Below are 18,599 nucleotides of genomic sequence, written 5' to 3' on the forward strand. Positions count from 1 at the left end.
GGTGTCAGAGGATGCGCGCGGCTTCGTCGAAGCCCAGGCGCGGGGAACGCGGGAAAATGCTGGCCGGGTCGCCATGGCCCAGGTTGACCAGGATGTCGGACTTGATCGCGGTGCCGGCGAAGAAGGCCTCGTCGACCTTCGCGGCGTTGAAGCCGGTCATCGGACCGGCATCCAGGCCGAGCGCGCGCGCGGCGACGATCAGGTAGCCCGCCTGCAGGCTGGCATTGCGCAGCGCGGGCTTGAAGCGGTTCTCGCGCGGGCCGTCGAACCAGGCCTTGGCATCGGTATGCGGGAACAGGAACGGCAGCTTCTCGTGGAAGTCCTCGTCGCGGCCGATGATGACGGTCACCGGTGCGGCCATGGTCTTGGCGTAGTTGCCCTCGTCCAGCGCGGGGCCCAGCTTGGCCTTGGCTTCGGCCGACTTCACGAACACGAAGCGCGCCGGCGTGGTATTGGCCTGGGTGGGACCGAACTTCAGCAGGTCGTACAGCTGGCGCAGCGTGTCGTCGCTGACGTCACCGCCGAACGCGTTGTAGGTGCGGGCGGTGCGGAACAACTGGTCGAGCGAAGCGGCGTCGAGAACGTGGGGCATGGCATACCTGTCGCGAAGAGGGAAACAGCATCCGCAGCGGCCGGCCTGGGCCGGCGGATCGGACGGGCAGTGTAGGGCGTCCTGACTATGGCAACATCCAACCGACCCGGAACGGATTGTTTTAACCAGTGGAACGAACGAGCCCTCCCACGACCGATTCGGCGCGCCCCTGGACCCTGACCGATGGCCACGCCGGCAATGTGCGGCAGGCCCGGGCGTTGATGAAGGAGCTGGATGCCGTTGAAGCGCGCGAGTGGGTGCTGCAACCGCGTGCGCCGTGGCGCTGGGCGGCCCCTCGCCTCTGGCCCGGATCCACGCAGGCGTTCGGAAGCGCTTTCGCCGCTGCCCTGCGCACGCCCCCTCCGCTGGCCGTCGGCTGTGGCCGGCAGGCTGCGCTGGCGACGCGGCTGCTGCGCGAGCGCGGCAGCAAGGCGGTGCAGATCCTGGCCCCTCGCATCGACCCCATGCACTGGGACGTGGTCATCGCGCCGGCGCATGACGGCCTGCGTGGCCGCAACGTCATCACCCTGACAGGCAGCCTGAACCCGGTCGACGATGCCTGGCTGGCGGACGCGCGCCTGCAGTTCGCGACCTTCGCCCAGCTGCCATCGCCGCGCACCGCCGTATTGCTGGGCGGCGACAGCGCGCATGCGCGCTTCGACCCTGCAGCCTTCCTGGCGTTGGCCGCGGACCTGGACGCGGTGCTGGCGCGCGAGGGCGGCAGCGTGCTGGTGACCACCTCGCGGCGCACGCCGCGCCAGGTGATCGACGCAGTGCGCCAACGCTATGCAGCCACGCCCGGCATTGTCTGGTGCGGCGAACACGATGGCCCGAACCCCTACCCCGGCCTGCTGGCCTGGGCCGACCGCATCGTCTGCACGCCGGACTCGGTCAACATGCTGTCCGAAGCCTGTGCGACCAGGGTGCCCGTGCACGTCTTCGATCCCCACCGCGTCAGTGGCCGGCCGCGCCGGTTCCTGGACGCCCTGCTGCAACGCGGGCGCATCCGCGTGATGGATGGCGCACTGCAGGCCTTCGATGTCGAACCGCTGCGGGAAACAGCGCGCGTGGCCGCGGCACTCCGCGACCGCCTCGCGCCCTGACGTCAACGGCGCGCTTCCGTCGCCATCCGCACCGCCAGCGCCGCCAGCACCGTGCCCATCAGCCAGCGCTGGGCCGTGGTCCAGAACGGCCGCTGCGCCAGAAAGGCGGCAACACTGCCCGCGAATACCGCAATCAGCGCATTGACGACCAGGCTGACGAGGATCTGCACCGACCCCAGCGCGAGCGACTGCGCCAGCACGCCACCGCGCGCAGGGTCGATGAACTGCGGCAGCAGCGACAGGTAGAGCACGGCGATCTTGGGATTCAGCAGATTGGTCAGCAGTCCCATCAGGAACAGCTTGCGTGGGCCATCGGCCGGCAGTTCGCGCACCTGCAGTGGCGAACGGCCACCGGGGCGCACTGCCTGCCAGGCCAGGTAGAGCAGGTAGGCTGCGCCGGTGATGCGCAGCGCGTCGTACGCATAGGGCACCGTCATCAGCAGCGCCGTGATGCCGAAGGCGGCGCACAGCATGTAGACCACGAATCCGGCGACAACACCGCCCAGCGATATCAGTCCGGCACGCGTGCCCTGGCTGATCGAGCGCGACACCAGATAGATCATGTTCGGCCCCGGTGTCAGGACCATGCCGAGCGCGATCAGTGCGAATGCGAGTAGCGGGGAAGCGTCGGGCACGGAGCATCTCCTGGTGGAGGAAAGGATGCCCAGGCGCGCGGCGGCCATGCCCGCGCTTCCCGAGGGTGCTCCCTCCAGGCGCCAGTCACGCGGGGGTGCAGGTTAGCGGCGGACGCGCGCGACAGGCAAGCGCGCCTCACGGGGCGAACACCAGTCCATGCGCCTCCGCCGTGCGGACGACCAGCGCGCGGGCGGTCGCCAGCGCGGCATTCTCGACCACCAGTCGCGGCCGCCGGTCCAGCGTGCAGGCCAGCCCTTCGGCCACGAAGGTGGCATGCACCCGGCAGAGTGCCTCGGCTTCCTCGGGCGGCAGCACACCGGCCTCCGCCATCGCGATGATCAATCCGCTGCTGTCGCGCGGTGCGAGCAACGCCGGGTGCGTGGCAGAGTCGCGCAGCACCAGGTACTGCAGCAGGAACTCCAGATCCACCAGCCCGCCCGCGCCCTGCTTCAGGTCGAAGCGCGCGGCATCGCTGCGGTCCAGTTCGCCGCGCATGCGTGCACGCATGTGGATCACGTCGTCCCGGAGTTTCGCGGCATCGCGCCGAGAGGACAGCGTTTGCGCACGGATACGTTCGAACGCCGCCAGCAGGCCGGCATCGCCGGCGATGCCCCGGGCACGCACCAGGGCCTGGTGCTCCCAGGTCCAGGCGCGCTCGCGCTGGTAATCGCCGAAGCTGGCCAGCGACGAGACCAGCAGACCCTTGGCGCCGTCGGGGCGGAGGCGTACGTCCACATCGTAGAGGCGTCCCGCCGCCGTCACCGCGCCCAGCAGGGCGACGATCTTCTGCGCCAGGCGCGCATACCAGCGACCCGCCTCCAATGGGCGCGCGCCATCGGATTCGGCATCGGCGGGCGCATCGAACAGGAACACCAGGTCCAGGTCCGAACCGAAACCGAGTTCCTCGCCGCCCAGGCTGCCGTAACCGATCACCGCGAACCGGCCGCCTGCGACACCGCCATGTGCCGACGCGACATCGCGCGCGGCGACCTGCACGACGATCCGGACGACCTCGTCGGCCAGCCACGCCAACTGGCGCACGCTGTCGCGTGCCGCCTGGCGACCATCGAGCGCGGCCAGCGCCACGCGGAAGCTCAGCGCGAGCCGCCGCTCGTTCACGACACGCAGGCAGGTTTCCGGATCGTCCTCCACCAGTGCCGCTTCGCACTCCATGCGCAGTTCGTCGCGATCGGGCATCGGGCCGGAGACGCGGGTGTCGAGCAGTTCGTCGAGCAGCAAGGGGTACTGCGCCAGCCGCTCGGACAGCAGCGCACTGCGCGCCAGCACGTTGACCAGCCGCGCCAGTGCGCTGGGCTGTTCGTCGAGCAGCGCGAGATAGCTGGCGCGGCGCAGGATCGCCTGCAGCAGCGACAACACGCGCCGCAATGCCGCATCCGGTTGCGACGACCGTGCGCAGGCGTCGAGCAAGGCCGGCAGTACGCGATCTAGCCGCGCACGCGAACCATCGGACAGCGCGCGCACGCCACTGAACTGGGCGAACTCGCGCAGTGCACCGTCGGCGCTGCCCGCGTCGGCGAACCCGGATGCGGCCAGCGTCTGGACATCGCCCCCATCGGGCAGCGCGCGCCAGTACAGCGCCAGCGCATCCGGCGCGGCATCGCGCTGGCGCGGTGCGAGCAGTTCGGCGAACTCGGCCGACACCCGCGCACGCTGCAGGTCCAGTGCGACACGCAACGCATCCCAGTCCGGATAGTCCAGGCCACGCGCGATGCGGTGGCGGTCCATCGCGTCCTCCGGCAGCGCATGCGTCTGCGCATCGCGCAGCATCTGCAGGCGATTCTCCAGCCGGCGCAGGAAACGGTAGGCCTGCGCCAGCGCATCGCCCTCCTCTTCGGACATCTGCCGCGTGGCGATCAGCGCGGGCAAGGCCATGCGCAGCCTCCGCTCGCGCAGCGCGGCTTCGCGCCCACCGCGGATCAGCTGCAACGCCTGCACCAGGAACTCGATCTCGCGGATGCCGCCGGGCCCGCGCTTGATGTCATCGGCCAACTCGCGGCGCGCGACTTCGGCGGCGATCGCCGCCTTCATCTCGCGCAGCCCGTCGAGCGCCGTGTAGTCCAGGTAGCGCCGATAGACGAACGGGCGCAGCGATTCCAGCCAGCGCTCGCCCGCCTCGACATCACCGGCCACGGCGCGCGCTTTCAGCCACGCATAGCGCTCCCAGTCGCGGCCTTCGCGCTGGAAGTACTGATCCATGCCGGCGAACGACAGCGCCACCCGCCCGGCGTTGCCGAACGGCCGCAGGCGCAGGTCGACGCGATGGCAGAAGCCATCGACGGTGGGCTCGTCCAGCAACTTCGCCAACCGCTGGCCCAGCCGCATGAAGTAGTCCTCGGCCGCGAGCGATCGCGCACCGTCCGACTCGCCGCCCTGCGGATACGCGTAGACCAGGTCGATGTCCGACGAGAAGTTCAGTTCGCCACCGCCCAGCTTGCCCAGCCCGAACACGACCAGCCGCTGCACGCTGCCGTCGCGTGCGCGCACGACGCCATGGCGTTGCGCGAACTCGGCTTCCAATGCCTCCAGCGCGGTCTGCAGGCAGACTTCGGCCAATCGCGTGGTGCCCGCGAGCGTGTCGTCCACCGTATCGAGGCCATGCACATCGCGCCACACCAGGCGCGTGGATTCGGCGGTGCGGTAGCGACGCAGCAACTCGGGCCATTGCACGGCGTTGTCCGCCACCAGCGCGGGCACTGGCCACGGTGCGGCACCATCGTCGTGCAGCAGTGCCGCCAGCAGGTCGGGCTGCCGGCGCAGCGTTTCGAATGCGAAGTCGCTGGTCGCGATCACGCGCGACACACGATCGACATTGCGCGCGTCGCCGAGCAGGGCATTCAGGTCCGGCGATGCGATGCGCAGGCGCGCCAATCCGCGTTCGGTCAGTGCTTCAAGCTCGGCATCGAGGGAGCGGGTCGCGTCGTTCATCGCGGCCGATTGTGGCATGGGCCAACGGCTGTTGTAGGAGCGACGTCAGTCGCGACCGCGGACCACGACTCGGCATTGCACCCTGGTCAGGACGCTTCATGCCCTCCACGCTCGCTGGCGGGCCGGCCGTGCGGTCGCGACTGACGTCGCTCCTACAACAAGCGGATTACGCCGCCTGCGACAGGTCCGGCAGCGCGGCTTCGTGCTGCAGCGACAGGCCGAACTGGTCCGCCATGTGCTTCAGCAATACCGGCTTCACCTGGTCCATGCCGGTAGGGCCGCCGAGGTCGGCGAGCGAAACCACCTGCAGGCCCTGGTAGCCGCAGGGGTTGATGCGGTGGAACGGTTCCAGGTCCATCGCGATATTGAACGCGAGGCCATGAAACGTGCAGCCGCGCCGCACGCGGATGCCGAGCGCACCGATCTTGGCACCGGCCACGTACACGCCGGGGGCGCCGTCCTTGCGCTCGGCATGGAGGTTCCATTCGGCCAGCGTGTCGATCATCGCCTGCTCGATCTTGCAGACGTAGTCGCGCACGCCCACCTTCAGGCGCTTCAGGTCGAACAGCGGGTACGCAACGATCTGGCCGGGGCCGTGGTAGGTCACCTGGCCGCCGCGGTCGACGTGGATGACGGGAATGTCGCCCGCCGCCAGCACGTGCTCGGGCTTGCCGGCTTGGCCGAGGGTGAACACCGGGTCGTGTTCGACCAGCCACAGTTCGTCGCTGGTGGTATCGGTCCGCGCGTCGGTGAAGCGCTGCATGGCGCGCCACACCGGCTCATACGGTTGCCGTCCCAGTTCGCGGACGACGCAGGGCGACGTCACAGCGTCCACTTCACTTCGGGATGCTCGCGCAACGCTTCATGGGCGGCGTCGTACTGCGCACGGTCATTGGCCTGGAAGCGGATGCGCACGGATACGTACTTGCCGTTGGCCGAGTGCTTCCAGGTGATGTCTTCATGCACCACCGGCACGCCGGAGGCTTCCAGCAGACGGGGCAGTTCGGTCTCCAGGCCGGTGCCGGCGGTGCCCATGGCGCTGAGCTCGAAGGTGCCGGGGAACTGGAAGCCGTGGTCGGGGTTGTCGGATTTGATTTCCATGCGGGAATTATTGGGATGGCGGGCGGGAAAGCCAAGCCGTGGGCATCCCGGAACGAGGAAGGGCCGCTTTCGCGGCCCTTCATGCACATCCGGCAGGCGGTTCAGCGCGCCAGCTGCACCAGGCTGGATGACACCCACCCCTTGTTGCCCAGTTCGTCTTCCACTTCCCACATCATCCCGTCCTTGTTGCCGGTGGGGTACAGCAGCATGCCCGGGTCGAGGTCGCGCACGGCCTTGCCGGTGCCCTTGGGATTGGCGAACAGGCGACCCGGCTTGGTCATTTCCACTGCCTGCTGGGCGTTGGAAGCGGACGCGTTGCCGGACAGGCCGCCCAGCTCGGTCACCAGGTTGGTGTACGCCTGCAGGTAGGCCAGCGTGATGACCTGGCCGATCTCGGTATTGGCGTAGCCGCTGGCGCCGCCGCCGCCCCAGTGGCTGCCGGTGAACAGGCTGCCACCCGCACCCCAGCCGATGTCGGTCTTCTTGGCGCTGCCTTCGGCCATGGCGACCTGCTCGGAGGAGCGCACGTCGGTGACCGTCAGCACCACGTCGGCGGTCTTCTTCTTGAAATCCAGGCCGCCCACGGCGCGACCGAGGTTGCCCCCCACCAGCCCCCCGAGCAGGCCGCTGATCGCATTGCCGCCGGCATTGCTGTTCTGCGAGATCAGGTCGGGCACCAGCACGTAGTCGGCGGCGCGGATCTGGCCCTTGCCGATGTTGGAGCGGTTGCGCAGCTCGCCGCTGGCCGCCAGGTCGCGCTCGGCCATCGCGGCGCCCATGCCCACGCCGCGATCGACGAGGGTGAAGCAGCGCGACTTGTTGACGAAGACCTTGATCAGCTTCGATGGCGCCGGCAGTTGCTGGCCACTCCACCAGTTCACGCCGTCCTCCGGTTCGATCACCGAGATCGAACCCAGCGGCTTGCTGCAGGTCGGGATCTCGGCCATCTGCTGCTTGCGCTGGTCCTGCGCGCTCTGCCGCTGCGCGAAGGCAGGCAGCGTGGCGGCGATGGCCAGCATGCCCACCGCGATGCGGAGCGTGTTGTTCGTTCCCCTGTTCACTCGTCTATCTCCTTGAAAGGTTGTCGCCCCATGCGAGGGCATTCCGTCGATGCAGGGGCGCCACGGCACGTGTGCCGTTGTCCCCGTCCTCGATGATAGGCCATGGCGGCCATGTTCCCCGGTAGGCACGAGAAATGTGACTGGCTGCGGCCAGCCGCGCGGGGTGATGGCCGATGCGCGCCTTGCGCCATAATCCGCTCCCCTCCCGCGAGTCCGGCCGTGTCCTACCTGCTCATCAGCGTCGTCTGCAGCGTCCTGGTCTCGGTGCTGCTCAAGCTGATGCAGCGGCGTGGCATCGATATCGCCCAGGGCATCACCTGGAACTACCTGGCCGCGTCGTTGTTGTGCTTCGCGCTGCTGGACCCGCCGCTGGCAGCCCTGTCGCGTGCCGGCGCGCCGCACGTGGAACTGGCCTTGCTGGCCCTGTTGCTGCCCGGCATCTTCCTGGCGCTGTCGGCGTCCGTGCGCGCCGCGGGCATCGTGCGCACCGACGTGGCGCAACGGATGTCGCTGGTGCTGTCGCTGCTGGCGGCTTTCCTGTGGTTCGGCGAACGCGTGGACAGCCTGAGGATCATCGGCCTCGTCCTCGGCGTGGCGGCCATCGTCATGCTGGTGCTCCGCCCGCGACACGGGCCGGCCAACGATGCAGACGCGGGCTGGACCGGCTGGGCGCTGCCGCTGCTCGTGCTGATGGGCTACGCGAGCGTCGACGTGCTGTTGAAGCGTCTTTCCGCAGCGGGCACACCGTTTGCCGCCTCGCTGCAGGTGGCTTTCGTCGCGGCCTTCGTGGTGATGCTGGCCGTGCAGATGCTGCGTGCCTGGCGTGGGCGGATCGCGCTGACCGGTGCTGCGCTTGCCACCGGCCTGCTGCTGGGCACACTGAACTTCGCCAACATCCTGTTCTACGTGAAGGCCCACCGCGCATTGCCGGAGAACCCGGCGGTGGTGTTCTCGATGATGAACATCGGCGTGGTGCTGCTTGGCACGCTGGTAGGCATGCTCGGTTTCGGCGAACGCCTGAGCCGCCTCAATCTGCTGGCCATCCCGCTGGCCATCCTGGCGATAGGCTTGATCGCCGCGGGCATGCGCTGAGCGGGAAATGAAGAAGCCGGCTTCCGCCGGCTTCTTCGTCGTCATGGCACGTGGTGGATCACTCCGACTCCCACCACATCCAGAAGGCGTCCCACAGGCGCTTGAAGAAGCCGGCTTCCTCGATGGCGGTGATCGCCACCAGCTGCGACTGCGCGACCACCTTGCCGTCCAGCGTGACTTTCACCGTGCCGATGGCCTGGCCTGCGGTGATCGGCGCCACCAGCGTCTTCGGCACGTCCATGGTCGGCTTCAGGTCGTCGTAGCGGCCACGCGGCACGCTGACCAGCATCGGCTGCGCCACACCCAGCTGCACGTCCTTGGTCTTGCCCTTCCACACACGCTGGGTGGCGATGGCCTTGCCGGGCTCGTACAGGCGGTGCGTCTCGTAGAAGCGGAAGCCCCAGTTCAACAGCGCCAGGCTGTCGTCGGCGCGCTGCTTCTCGGATGTGGAACCCATCACCACCGCGATCAGGCGCTGGTCGCCGCGCTTGGCCGAGCTCATCAGGCAGTAGCCGGCAGCCGAATGGTGGCCGGTCTTGATGCCGTCGACACTGGGGTCGCGCCACAGCAGCAGATTGCGGTTCGGCTGGGTGATGGCGCCAACCGTGAATTCCTTGATCTTGTTGAAAGCGTACTGCTCGGGGTATTCGCGGATCAGCGCGCGCCCCAGCAGGGCCAGATCGTACGCGGTGGAGTAGTGCTCCGGTGCCGACAGGCCATGCGCATTGGCGAAATGCGAACCCTTCATGCCGATCTGCGCGGCGTAGTTGTTCATCAGTGCCGCGAAGGCTTCCTGGCTGCCGGCGGCATGTTCGGCCAGCGCGATGGCGGCGTCGTTGCCGGACTGGACGGCCATGCCGGTCTCCATGTCCAGCAACGATGCGGTCTTGTTGACGGCGAACCCGCTGTAGCTGCCATCGGTGCCGGCGCCGCCCTCGCGCCAGGCGCGCTCGCTCATCATTACCTGGTCGGTGGGCTTGATCTTGCCGTTCTTCTGTTCGGCCGCCAGCACGTACGAGGTCATGACTTTGGTGATGCTGGCCGGTTCGACGCGCTCGTTGTAGTTCTCGCCCGCCAATACCTGGCCGGTGATGTAGTCCATCAGCACCCAGGCAGTAGCGGTGGGCGTGGGTGCGGGCGGGATGGCCACGGCGGCGGACGCCGGTGCGGCGGCGGGTTGCGGGGTCGGCGCCGGGGTCTGGGCGATGGCCAGGCCCATGGCGGTGGTCGCGAGCGCGGCAAGGACGAAACGGAACTTCATCGGCGGAAAACTCCTGGCGAGGCCGTGGGCCTGACGATTCAAGGCGATCATTGTAGGGAGGCCGGCCGCGGGTTGGGTTGGAAAGACGTAAAAACCGGCGAACAGGCGGCTTGCAGGGTTACTCGCGGACCACCTGCGGGCGGCCGAAACCCAGGCTCGCGATCCTGCCGGCGAGGACTTCCGCCGTGGCGACATCGGGTGCGCCCACGCGCAGGCGCCACAGCGTGCGGCCCTGGCCGGGGACGTCGCTGAGCCGCGCATCGACGATGCCGGCCGCCGCGAGACGTGCCAGTGCCCGGTCCGCGTTGTCGCGGCTCGAGAAGCTGGCGACCTGCAGTTGCAGGGCGGAAGGCGGTGATGCCGATTCCGCGGCGGCACCAGCCGGCGCTGTCGCGGCCTGTACCGGCTGCAGCGGCGGCGCGACGCTGGAAACCGGGGATGCCACCGGCGCCCCGGGCTTGCCGGACGCCACGCGCACGCCGTTGGCCTTCATCCACGCTTCGAAGCCGGCCGCACTCGGCGCATCACCCGGCTTGGCAGGCACGTGGTAGCGCGCGGTGTCCTGCGGCAAACGTCCGACCAGGTGATCCATCGCGGAAGGCGCAGGCGCGGTGGCCAGCGTGCTGTCGTCCGGCGTCAATGCGCGCACCTCGACACGTCCGGTGCCGCGCTGGGTGATGCCCAGGCGCACGGCCGCTGCATAGCTGAGGTCGATCACGCGGCCTTCGTGGAACGGCCCGCGATCGTTCACCCGCACCACCACCGACTTGCCGTTGTCCAGGTTGGTGACGCGGGCGAAGCTGGGCAGCGGCAGCGACTTGTGCGCCGCGCTGTAGGCGTACATGTCGTACACCTCCTGGTTGGAGGTGCGGCGGCCGTGGAACTTGTTGCCGTAGTACGACGCCGTGCCCTGCTCCACGTAGCCATCGACGCGGTCGAGCACCCGGTACTGCTTGCCGAGCACCGAGTAGGGCGACTTGTTGCCCACGCGCGAGCGCGCCTCGGCGGTGACGACGGGTTCGCGGATGCAGTCCAGGTCCGGCACATGATCCGGCGTGGTATCCGACACGCCCGGCTTGTAGAGACCGCCTGCGGTGTAGTCGCCGCGCGTGGCCAGGTTTTCCTGGGCCGGGGCGTAACGCGAGCAGTCCTTGCCGGCGACGGTGGGCGAAGGCGCCGTTGGCGACGGCCGGACCGCACCGCCGGTTGCGGAAGGCGACGGGGACTTCTTCGGCGCCGTGCCGCACGCGGCCAGGGCCACTGCCAGCACGGGCAATGCCAGCCACTTCATGCCGACGGGATCTCTCGGCCCGCGATGGCCTGCGACAGCTGGTGCACGGCCATCGCGTACATCTTCGAATTGTTGTAGCGCGTGATCGCGTAGTAGTTCTGGAAGCCCAGCCAGTACTGCTTGCCGTCGGCGCCATCCAGCTGTACCAGCGTGGCGGTGGCGTCGGGGGCGACGGGATCGAGCGGGCGATAGCCCTTCTCCGCCAGCTGCGCCAGCGTGTAGTCGGGCGTCCACGTTTCCGGATTGAACTCGGCGAAGCCCGGCTGCAACTGCGCACGTGCGACCACCGCACCGCCCGGCACCCAGCCGCCGCGTTCGCCGCCCTTCTTGCGGAAGTAGTTGGCAATGGACGCGAAAATATCCGGATACGTGGTGAACAGGTCGCGACGACCGTCGCCGTTGCCATCCACCGCGAACTCGCGGTAGCTGGATGGCATGAACTGGCCCAGCCCCATCGCGCCGGCATAGCTGCCGGTCAGCGAGGCGATGTCGAGCTTCTCCTCGCGACCCAGCGCGAACAGCTGCGCCAGTTCGTCGCGGAAGAACTGCTCGCGACGGTGTTCGTAGGCCGCGCGCTCGGGATTGCCGCTGCGCGGATAGCGGAATGCCAGCGTGTACAGCGCATCCAGCACCTTGTGGCGACCGGTGAAACCGCCGTAGTTGGTCTCCACGCCGATGATCGACACGATCACTTCGGCAGGCACACCGTATTGCTGTTCGACGCGGGCCAGTTCGTCGCGGTGCTCGGCGATGAACGTGCGGCCACCGTCGATGCGCGTCTGGGTGAGGAAGCCCACCCGGTACTCGCTCCACGGCTTCACGCGTTCGGCAGGACGCGACATCGCGGCTACCACGCTGTCCAGGAACTGTGCCTTGGCCAGCGTGGCCTCGATCTCGGCGGGCGCGATGCCGTACTTCGCCGCGGTATCGCGCACGAACTGCGCGCGCGCGGTGGGAAAGTCGACCGGCTTCAGCACCTCGGCGGGCACCTCGGCGACGCGCTCGACCGAGGTTTCGGCGGGCGTCGTCGGAGCAGGAGCGGAGGGAGTCGCCGAAGAAGCCGGCGGCGGTTGCGGTGTGGCGCAGGACGCAAGGCCCAGCACCAGCAGAGAGGAAAGTGCGTGTCGCATCATCGGCGCGAGGGTAGCACGCGATTTTGCGGGCAGGGTGAACAGAGCACGTCGTGATGCGGCATCAATACCCGTGCACGGGCCGGTGCGCGCGCACCGCCATCACCAGTCCCAGGCCCGCGAGCAGCGATACCGCGGACGTGCCACCGTAACTCAGCAGCGGCATCGGCACGCCGACCACAGGCAACAGGCCGGACACCATGCCGCCGTTGACGATGACGTAGACGAACAGCGCCATCCCCAGCGTACCGGCGAGCAGGCGCGAATACGTGTCGCGCGCGTCCATCGCAATCCACAGGCAGCGCCCCACCACGAACAGATAGAGCGCCAGCACCGTGGCCACGCCGGCCCAGCCGAATTCTTCGGACAGCACCGAAAAGATGAAGTCGGTGGTGTGCTCCGGCAGGTAATCCAGGTGCGACTGCGAGCCCTGCCCCCAGCCCTTGCCGGTCCAGCCGCCGCCGCCGATTGCGATCTTCGACTGCAGGATGTTCCAGCCCGCGCCGAGCGGATCGTTCTCGGGGTCGCGGAAGGTCAGGATGCGGTTCTGCTGGTATTCGCGCAGGAACGAGAACCACGAGATCGGCGCGAACATCACCAGGCCCACCGCCGTGCCGCCCAGCACGCCCGCCGTGATGAACCACCACCACGACAGCCCCGCGAGGTACAGGCCGAACACGCCGCTCGCAGCGACCAGCATCGCCGTGCCGAAGTCCGGCTGCATCAGGATCAGGCCGGTCGGCAACCCGATCAGCAGCGCCGACACGAAGGTCGTTCGCCAGCCCGGTGGCAGCGGCTCGCGATGCAGGTACCACGCCAGCATCATCGGCAACGCGATCTTCAACAGTTCGGAGGGCTGCAGGTAGAAGACCTTCAGGTCGATCCAGTGCGCACCGTGCTTGCCCGTGCCGATGAACAGCACCAGCACCAGCGGCACCAGCGCCACCGCGAACACGCCGGGCGTCCACGCGCGCAACCGCACCGGCGTGACGCGCGACAGTGCCCACATGGCGGCCAGGCCGACGCCGAAGCGCACGCCCTGCGCCAGCATCAGGCGCGCACCCAACGCTTCGCCACCGGCGCTGTACAGCACCGCCAGGCCGATCGCCATCAAGGCGACCAGCGCACCCAGCAACGGCCAATCGAGCGTGCGCAGCAGATGGCGCAGCAGGTCAAAGCCCCAGCGCAGCAGGTCGGTCATGCCTGCCTCCGCACCGCAGAAGCGGCTTCAAGCCCCTCTCCCCCCGGGAGAGGGGTTGGGGTGAGGGTCGGGGCGTACGCGGTGGCGGACATGTTCGAGCGCAAAGGTACGAGCGCGGCCACGCCATGAGCATCTCCGCCCATCCGCTCTTCGCCGACCCTCACTCCAACCCCTCCCCCAATGGGAGAGGGGCTTTGAGCGGGCGCCCCGCCCGAGCGAGAGGGGCCCGGAACCTGGCTTGGATTCGGGTTCGGATTCGTCGGCTGCACGGGTGCCGTTGCCGGCGATGTGGCGGGCGCCGTGCCTGCGGGCGCCGCCTCCTCGCCCTCCTTCTCCGGCATCTTCCCCAGCAGATACGCATCGAAGATCTTGCGCGCCATCGGGCCGGCGGTGCTGCCGCCGTAACCGCCGCCCTCCACCGCGATGGCGATGGCGATGGTCGGGTTGTCGGCCGGCGCGAAGCCGACGAACAACGAGCGATGGCGCAGGTGCATCGGCAGGCTGCGCGGATCGACGGCGGCGGTACCGCGACGGCTGATCACCTGCGCGGTGCCGGTCTTGCCGGCCATGAGGTACGACGCACCCTGGGCCACGCGCCAGCCCGTGCCGCCCGGCTGCATGGTGTCCTGCATGCCGAGCCGCACCACTTCCACGTTCGCCGGGTTGGGACTGATGGCGATGGGCGCAGGCTGCGGCGTCGGTTCCCATGGCCGATCGAAGCCCACGCGCGTCTGTCTGACCAGGTGCGGCCGCCGCATCTGCCCGCTGGCGATGCCGGCCGTGGCCCGTACCAGTTGCAGCGGCGTGACCTTCCAGTCGCCCTGCCCGATGGCGACGTTCACCGTGTCGCCGGGATACCAGCGCTCTTTGCGCGCCTTGAGCTTGGCCTGCGGCGACGGCAGGATCCCGCCGATCTCGCCGCGCAGGTCGATGCCCGTGGGTTCGCCGAACCCGTAATGCTCCATGTACCAGTCGAACTGTTCGATGCCCAGATCCAGCGCGAGACGGTAGTAGTACGTATTGACGGATTGCGAGATCGACTTGCGCAGATCGGTCACCCCGTGGCCGCGCCGGCTCGCGTCGCCCCAGCCGCGACTCGTACCGGGCAGGTAGAACATGCCCGTGGAGACCACGGTGTCCTCCGGCTTGCGCTTGCCGCTGTCCAGGCCGGCCAGCGCGATCAGCGGCTTCAGCGTGGAACCCGGCGCCACGCCGCCCAGCACCAGCCGGTTGAACTGCGGCCGCGACGGATTCTCGTTGAGCGCCCTGAAATCCTTGCTGGAGATGCCGTTGACGAACAGGTTGGGGTCGTAGCTTGGCAGGCTGACCATCGCCAGCACCTCGCCCGTGCGCGGATCGACCGCGATGGCCGACCCTTCCAGCTCGCCGAACGAATCGACGATGGCCTGCTGCAGCGTCGCATCCACGCTCAGGCGCAGGTCGGTGCCCGCCTGCGCCGGCACGCGGCCGACCACGCGCAGCGCGCGCCCTTCCACGTTGGTCTCGACCTTCTCGTAGCCGATCTTCCCGCGCAACTGCTCGTCGTAGTAGCGCTCCAGGCCGGTCTTGCCGATGTGCGTCAGGGCGGAATTGATCTCGCCGAGTTGCTCGAGGTCCTTCTCGTCCACGCGGCCGACATAGCCGACGATGTGCGCGAACAGGTCGCCGTAGGGATAGCGCCGGGTCAGGTACGGCACCAGCTCGACGCCCGGATAACGCCAGCGGTCCACCGCGAAGCGCGCCATTTCCTCCTCGCCCACGCGCAGCTTGAGCGTGATCGGGCGGAACCCGCGCGTGGTCTTGCGGGTGGCCTCGAAGCGTTCGATGTCTTCGGGCGAGAGTTCGATGATCCTGCCGAGCTCGGCCACCAGCTTCGCCGGTTCCTTCACCTTGTCCGGGGTGACATCGAGCCGGAACGCCGGCACGTTTTCCGCCAGCAGCAGTCCGTTGCGGTCGTAGATGGCGCCGCGGCCGGGCACGACGGGGCGCGGACGGATGCGGTTGGCTTCCGAGCGCGTGGCGTAGTCGTCATGGTCGACCACCTGCAGCTTGAAGTACCAGGCACCCAGGCCGATCAGGCACAGCGCCACCACCACGAAGCCCGTCACCGCGCGCCGACGGAACTGGTCGGCTTCGGCATGCGGGTTCTTGCTGCGCCGGCGCGGCCCGATCATCGCTCAGCCCCGCTTGCGGCGACCCAGCCGCAGCGCGTCCATCAGCACGAACAGCGGCGGCCACAGCAACATGCCCAGCAGCGGCGCCCACCAGTATTCCCACGGGAGCGTCGGTTCGCCCAACGCCAGGTGCACCACCGTGGTCACGATGCGATCGTTGAGCAGCAGGCCACCGATGGCCAGCGCCTGCTGCGACATCGGGAAGAAACGCAACCGCGCGCGGAAGCGCTGCAGGATGAACGCCATGATGAGCAGCCGCAGCGCCTGTTCGCCCAGCAGGGTCCCGAACATCAGGTCGGCGACCAGGCCGATGGCGACGGCGAAACCGAGGCCGGCGCTGTCCGGCGCCTCGATCACCCAGTAGGCCACGATCAGCGCCAGCCAGTAGGGACGCAGCGGCTGCAGCAGGTCGGGCAACGGCAGCAGGCCCAGCAGCAGGGCGATGACAATGCTCACCGGCATCAGCCAGCCCGCACGCGAGCGACTCATCGTTGCGGCTCCTGCGGCGGAGATTCAGTGCGTCGGGCGCGCGCGTTGAGCCCCTCTCCCCCCGGGAGCGGGGTTGGAGTGAGGGTCGGGACGTTCGCAGTGTTCGGCGCTCGCGGAGAACCCGTCGCGGGCGCGGCAGAGGCTTGTTCGGCGGCGCCTACACTGCCTTCGTTGCCCCTCACCCCAACCCCGCTCCCGGCGGGAGAGGGACTTTGGGTCGCGGGCACGGACGCCGGCACGTCTTCGGGCTGGGTCGCGCCTTCCACGGGCGACGACGCTTCGGGCAGGAACCGCGCCGGATCGGCCGGCGGCAACGGCTGTGGCGGTGCGGACTTCAGCAGCAGCACGTCGCGGCCGCGGTCCAGGCGTGCGGCCGGCGTGACGTCGCCGATCAGGAACGCGTGGCTGTCATCCGGACGCAGGGCCGAAATCGTGCCGACCGGGAACCCGGCCGGGAAGCGGCCGCCCAGGCCGGAGGTCACCAGCAGGTCGCCCACCTGCGCGCCACTGTTCAGCGGCACATCGGCCAGTTCCAGCAGATCGCTGCGGCCGCGCCCATAGACGATCAGCCGCACGCCGTTGCGCGCGATCACCACCGGCACCGCGTGGTCGGGATCGGTCAGCAACAGCACGGTGGCATGGGCAGGCGTGGTCTCGATGATCTGGCCCATCAGGCCGCCCGCGTCGATCACCGACTGGCCGACGGTAGCCCCCGCGCGGCTGCCCGCATCCAGCACCAGGCGCTGGCGGCCGGGTGCCAGGTCGATGTCCAGGATGGGGGCCAGTTGCACGTCCAGTCCGCGGGATGTCTTCACGCCCAGCAGCGCGCGCAACTGCGCGTTGTCGGCCGCCGCCGTCTGCAGACGGGCGAGCCGGGCGTTGGCGACCAGCGCATCGTTGCGCAGGCGTGCGTTCTCTTCCTGCAGCCCGCTGCGCGTCGCGGCATCGTCCTGTACGCGGGTGGTCACGCGGCCGGGCAGGCCAGCCAGCCACCACAATGGCTGCGTGACCACGTTGGCCTGCGCACGCACCTGCGACAGCCAGCCACCACGATGGTCCAGGATCACCAGCGCGATGGTCAGCGCCAGATAGCCCAGCAACCGGAGCGTGCTGGCGACTTCACCGGGGCGGGAGGCAACGGGGGGACCGGCGTAGGAAGGCATCAGGGCCGGGCGTCGGGAAGGGGGAATCGGGAATGGGAAAACGCGCGTGGACAGCGTCTCGAATCGTGCGCCTCCGGCAACGGCTGCGGAAGCGGACGCGGGCCGGGAAAACCAGGAACACGGACAGGCGACACGCCCATCCCCGACTCCCGGTTCCCCTTTCCGTTCTTCATTCCGGCGCGAAGAACTCGTTGCCGTGCATGTCCACCAGCTCCAGCGCACGACCGCCACCGCGGGCCACGCAGGTCAGCGGGTCGTCGGCCACCTGCACGTGCAGGCCGGTCTCCTCGCTGATCAGGCGGTCGAGGTCGCGCAGCAGGGCGCCGCCGCCGGTCAGCACGATGCCGCGCTCGGCGACGTCGGCACACAGTTCCGGCGGGGTCTGCTCCAGCGCCAGCTTGACCGCGCTGACGATGCCGGACAGCGGCTCGTGCAGGGCTTCCAGCACTTCGTTGGAGTTGATCTTGATCATCTTCGGCACGCCCTCGGCGAGGTTGCGGCCGGAGATCTCCATCTCCTGCACCTCGGCCTGCGGGTAGGCGCAGCCGATCTCCAGCTTGATGCGCTCGGCCGTGGCCTCACCGATCAGCATGCCGTGGTTGCGGCGCACGTAGTTGGTGATGAACTCGTCGAAGCGGTCGCCGCCGATGCGGACCGACTGCGAATAGACGATGCCGTTCAGCGAGATCACCGCCACCTCGGTGGTGCCGCCGCCGATGTCGATGACCATCGAACCGCGCGCCTCGGTCACCGGCATGCCGGCACCGATCGCGGCCGCCATGGGCTCCTCGATCAGGTATACGTCACGCGCGCCGGCCTCTTCTGCCGACTCCTTGATGGCGCGGCGCTCCACCTGGGTGGAGCCTGCCGGCACGCACACCAGCACGCGCGGGCTGGGGCGCAGGAAGCGCGACTTGTGCACCTTCTTGATGAAGTACTTCAGCATCGCCTCGGTGTAGGTGAAGTCGGCGATCACGCCATCCTTCATCGGGCGGATGGTGGTGATGTGGCCCGGGGTACGGCCGAGCATCTGCTTGGCCTCCGCGCCGACCGCCGCGACCGAGCGCGAACCTCCGATGGCACGGTCCTGGCGCACCGCCACGACCGAGGGTTCGTTCAGCACGATGCCCTGCCCGCGCACGTAGATCAGGGTATTGGCCGTGCCCAGGTCGATGGACAGGTCGTTGGAGAACATGCCGCGGAGCTTCTTGAACATCGGGGGACGGGTTCCTGCTGGGGGCGGATCGCCTTGAAATGGCGATTTTTTGGGCAAAAAACGAAGTCAGCTAGCCTAACAATCCGGCATGGTGCGGGCAAGGAAAAATCTCGTGAATACACGGGGAAAACCGCTGTTCGCTG

At 68.7% G+C, this 18,599-nt stretch carries 16 protein-coding genes and 1 riboswitch; of the genes, 2 read left to right on the top strand and 14 right to left on the bottom strand.

All coding sequences use genetic code 11. From position 1 onward, the window contains the following. Positions 1-4: 4 nt before the first annotated feature. Positions 5-592 carry a malonic semialdehyde reductase gene (locus ACIPRS_RS06300; protein ID WP_192200051.1) on the bottom strand — a complete coding sequence of 196 codons (588 nt, stop codon included), beginning with the start codon at positions 590-592 and terminating at the stop codon, positions 5-7. 128 nt (positions 593-720) lie between these two features. On the opposite strand from ACIPRS_RS06300, the gene ACIPRS_RS06305 reads away from it, so the two are divergent. Next, the gene (locus ACIPRS_RS06305; protein ID WP_446537900.1) at positions 721-1,695 is read left to right on the top strand and encodes a mitochondrial fission ELM1 family protein; all 975 of its coding nucleotides are present in this window, start codon (positions 721-723) and stop codon (positions 1,693-1,695) included. Positions 1,696-1,697: 2 nt separating this feature from the next. Here the strand turns inward: ACIPRS_RS06305 and ACIPRS_RS06310 are convergent, their stop codons facing one another. The 5 genes from ACIPRS_RS06310 to ACIPRS_RS06330 all read right to left on the bottom strand — a co-directional run bounded on the left by ACIPRS_RS06310 (position 1,698) and on the right by ACIPRS_RS06330 (position 7,397). Continuing rightward, a complete protein-coding gene (locus tag ACIPRS_RS06310; protein WP_446537901.1) occupies positions 1,698-2,330 on the bottom strand; it encodes a LysE family translocator in 633 nt (210 codons plus the stop codon). A 20-nt stretch (positions 2,331-2,350) separates the two neighbouring features. After that, positions 2,351-2,429: riboswitch (ZMP/ZTP riboswitch) on the bottom strand. A gap of 37 nt (positions 2,430-2,466) precedes the next feature. Continuing rightward, positions 2,467-5,277: a bifunctional [glutamate--ammonia ligase]-adenylyl-L-tyrosine phosphorylase/[glutamate--ammonia-ligase] adenylyltransferase gene (glnE, locus tag ACIPRS_RS06315; RefSeq protein ID WP_446537902.1), complete on the bottom strand. Its 2,811-nt coding sequence runs from the start codon at positions 5,275-5,277 to the stop codon at positions 2,467-2,469. Between the two features lie 166 nt (positions 5,278-5,443). After that, on the bottom strand, positions 5,444-6,112 hold the full coding sequence (gene lipB / locus ACIPRS_RS06320) for a lipoyl(octanoyl) transferase LipB (protein ID WP_446537903.1): 669 nt from the start codon (positions 6,110-6,112) through the stop codon (positions 5,444-5,446). Further along, positions 6,100-6,378, bottom strand: a complete 279-nt coding sequence (locus tag ACIPRS_RS06325) for a DUF493 family protein (RefSeq protein WP_337730752.1) — start codon at positions 6,376-6,378, stop codon at positions 6,100-6,102. Before ACIPRS_RS06325 ends, lipB begins: the two co-directional genes overlap by 13 nt. A gap of 101 nt (positions 6,379-6,479) precedes the next feature. Next, positions 6,480-7,397, bottom strand: coding sequence for a CsgG/HfaB family protein (locus tag ACIPRS_RS06330; RefSeq protein ID WP_337730895.1), 918 nt, complete (start codon positions 7,395-7,397; stop codon positions 6,480-6,482). A 261-nt stretch (positions 7,398-7,658) separates the two neighbouring features. Between ACIPRS_RS06330 and ACIPRS_RS06335 the strand changes: the two genes are divergently transcribed. Continuing rightward, a complete protein-coding gene (locus ACIPRS_RS06335) occupies positions 7,659-8,531 on the top strand; it encodes an EamA family transporter (RefSeq protein ID WP_446537904.1) in 873 nt (290 codons plus the stop codon). Positions 8,532-8,589: 58 nt separating this feature from the next. Here the strand turns inward: ACIPRS_RS06335 and ACIPRS_RS06340 are convergent, their stop codons facing one another. From ACIPRS_RS06340 to ACIPRS_RS06375, 8 genes are all read right to left on the bottom strand, one after another. Further along, entirely contained in the window at positions 8,590-9,792 is a 1,203-nt protein-coding gene (locus ACIPRS_RS06340; protein ID WP_446537905.1) for a D-alanyl-D-alanine carboxypeptidase family protein, read from the bottom strand. 118 nt (positions 9,793-9,910) lie between these two features. Then, a complete protein-coding gene (locus ACIPRS_RS06345; RefSeq protein ID WP_446537906.1) occupies positions 9,911-11,083 on the bottom strand; it encodes a septal ring lytic transglycosylase RlpA family protein in 1,173 nt (390 codons plus the stop codon). After that, complete coding sequence (mltB, locus tag ACIPRS_RS06350) at positions 11,080-12,216, bottom strand: lytic murein transglycosylase B (RefSeq protein WP_446537907.1); 1,137 nt, start codon at positions 12,214-12,216, stop codon at positions 11,080-11,082. The genes ACIPRS_RS06345 and mltB overlap by 4 nt, the downstream gene beginning before the upstream one ends. A gap of 61 nt (positions 12,217-12,277) precedes the next feature. Continuing rightward, positions 12,278-13,414, bottom strand: coding sequence for a rod shape-determining protein RodA (gene rodA / locus ACIPRS_RS06355; protein WP_192200042.1), 1,137 nt, complete (start codon positions 13,412-13,414; stop codon positions 12,278-12,280). Beyond that, on the bottom strand, positions 13,411-15,588 hold the full coding sequence (mrdA, locus tag ACIPRS_RS06360; RefSeq protein ID WP_446537908.1) for a penicillin-binding protein 2: 2,178 nt from the start codon (positions 15,586-15,588) through the stop codon (positions 13,411-13,413). The genes rodA and mrdA overlap by 4 nt, the downstream gene beginning before the upstream one ends. 3 nt (positions 15,589-15,591) lie before the next feature. Further along, the gene (gene mreD, locus ACIPRS_RS06365) at positions 15,592-16,077 is read right to left on the bottom strand and encodes a rod shape-determining protein MreD (protein WP_192200040.1); all 486 of its coding nucleotides are present in this window, start codon (positions 16,075-16,077) and stop codon (positions 15,592-15,594) included. After that, positions 16,074-17,240 (bottom strand): rod shape-determining protein MreC, encoded by a 1,167-nt coding sequence (gene mreC, locus ACIPRS_RS06370; protein WP_446537909.1) that lies wholly within the window; start codon positions 17,238-17,240, stop codon positions 16,074-16,076. The genes mreD and mreC overlap by 4 nt, the downstream gene beginning before the upstream one ends. A gap of 169 nt (positions 17,241-17,409) precedes the next feature. Then, positions 17,410-18,456 (bottom strand): rod shape-determining protein, encoded by a 1,047-nt coding sequence (locus ACIPRS_RS06375; protein ID WP_055937350.1) that lies wholly within the window; start codon positions 18,454-18,456, stop codon positions 17,410-17,412. Positions 18,457-18,599: the final 143 nt, after the last annotated feature.

The sequence above is a fragment of the Pseudoxanthomonas sp. LARHCG66 genome (genome assembly GCF_052871755.1).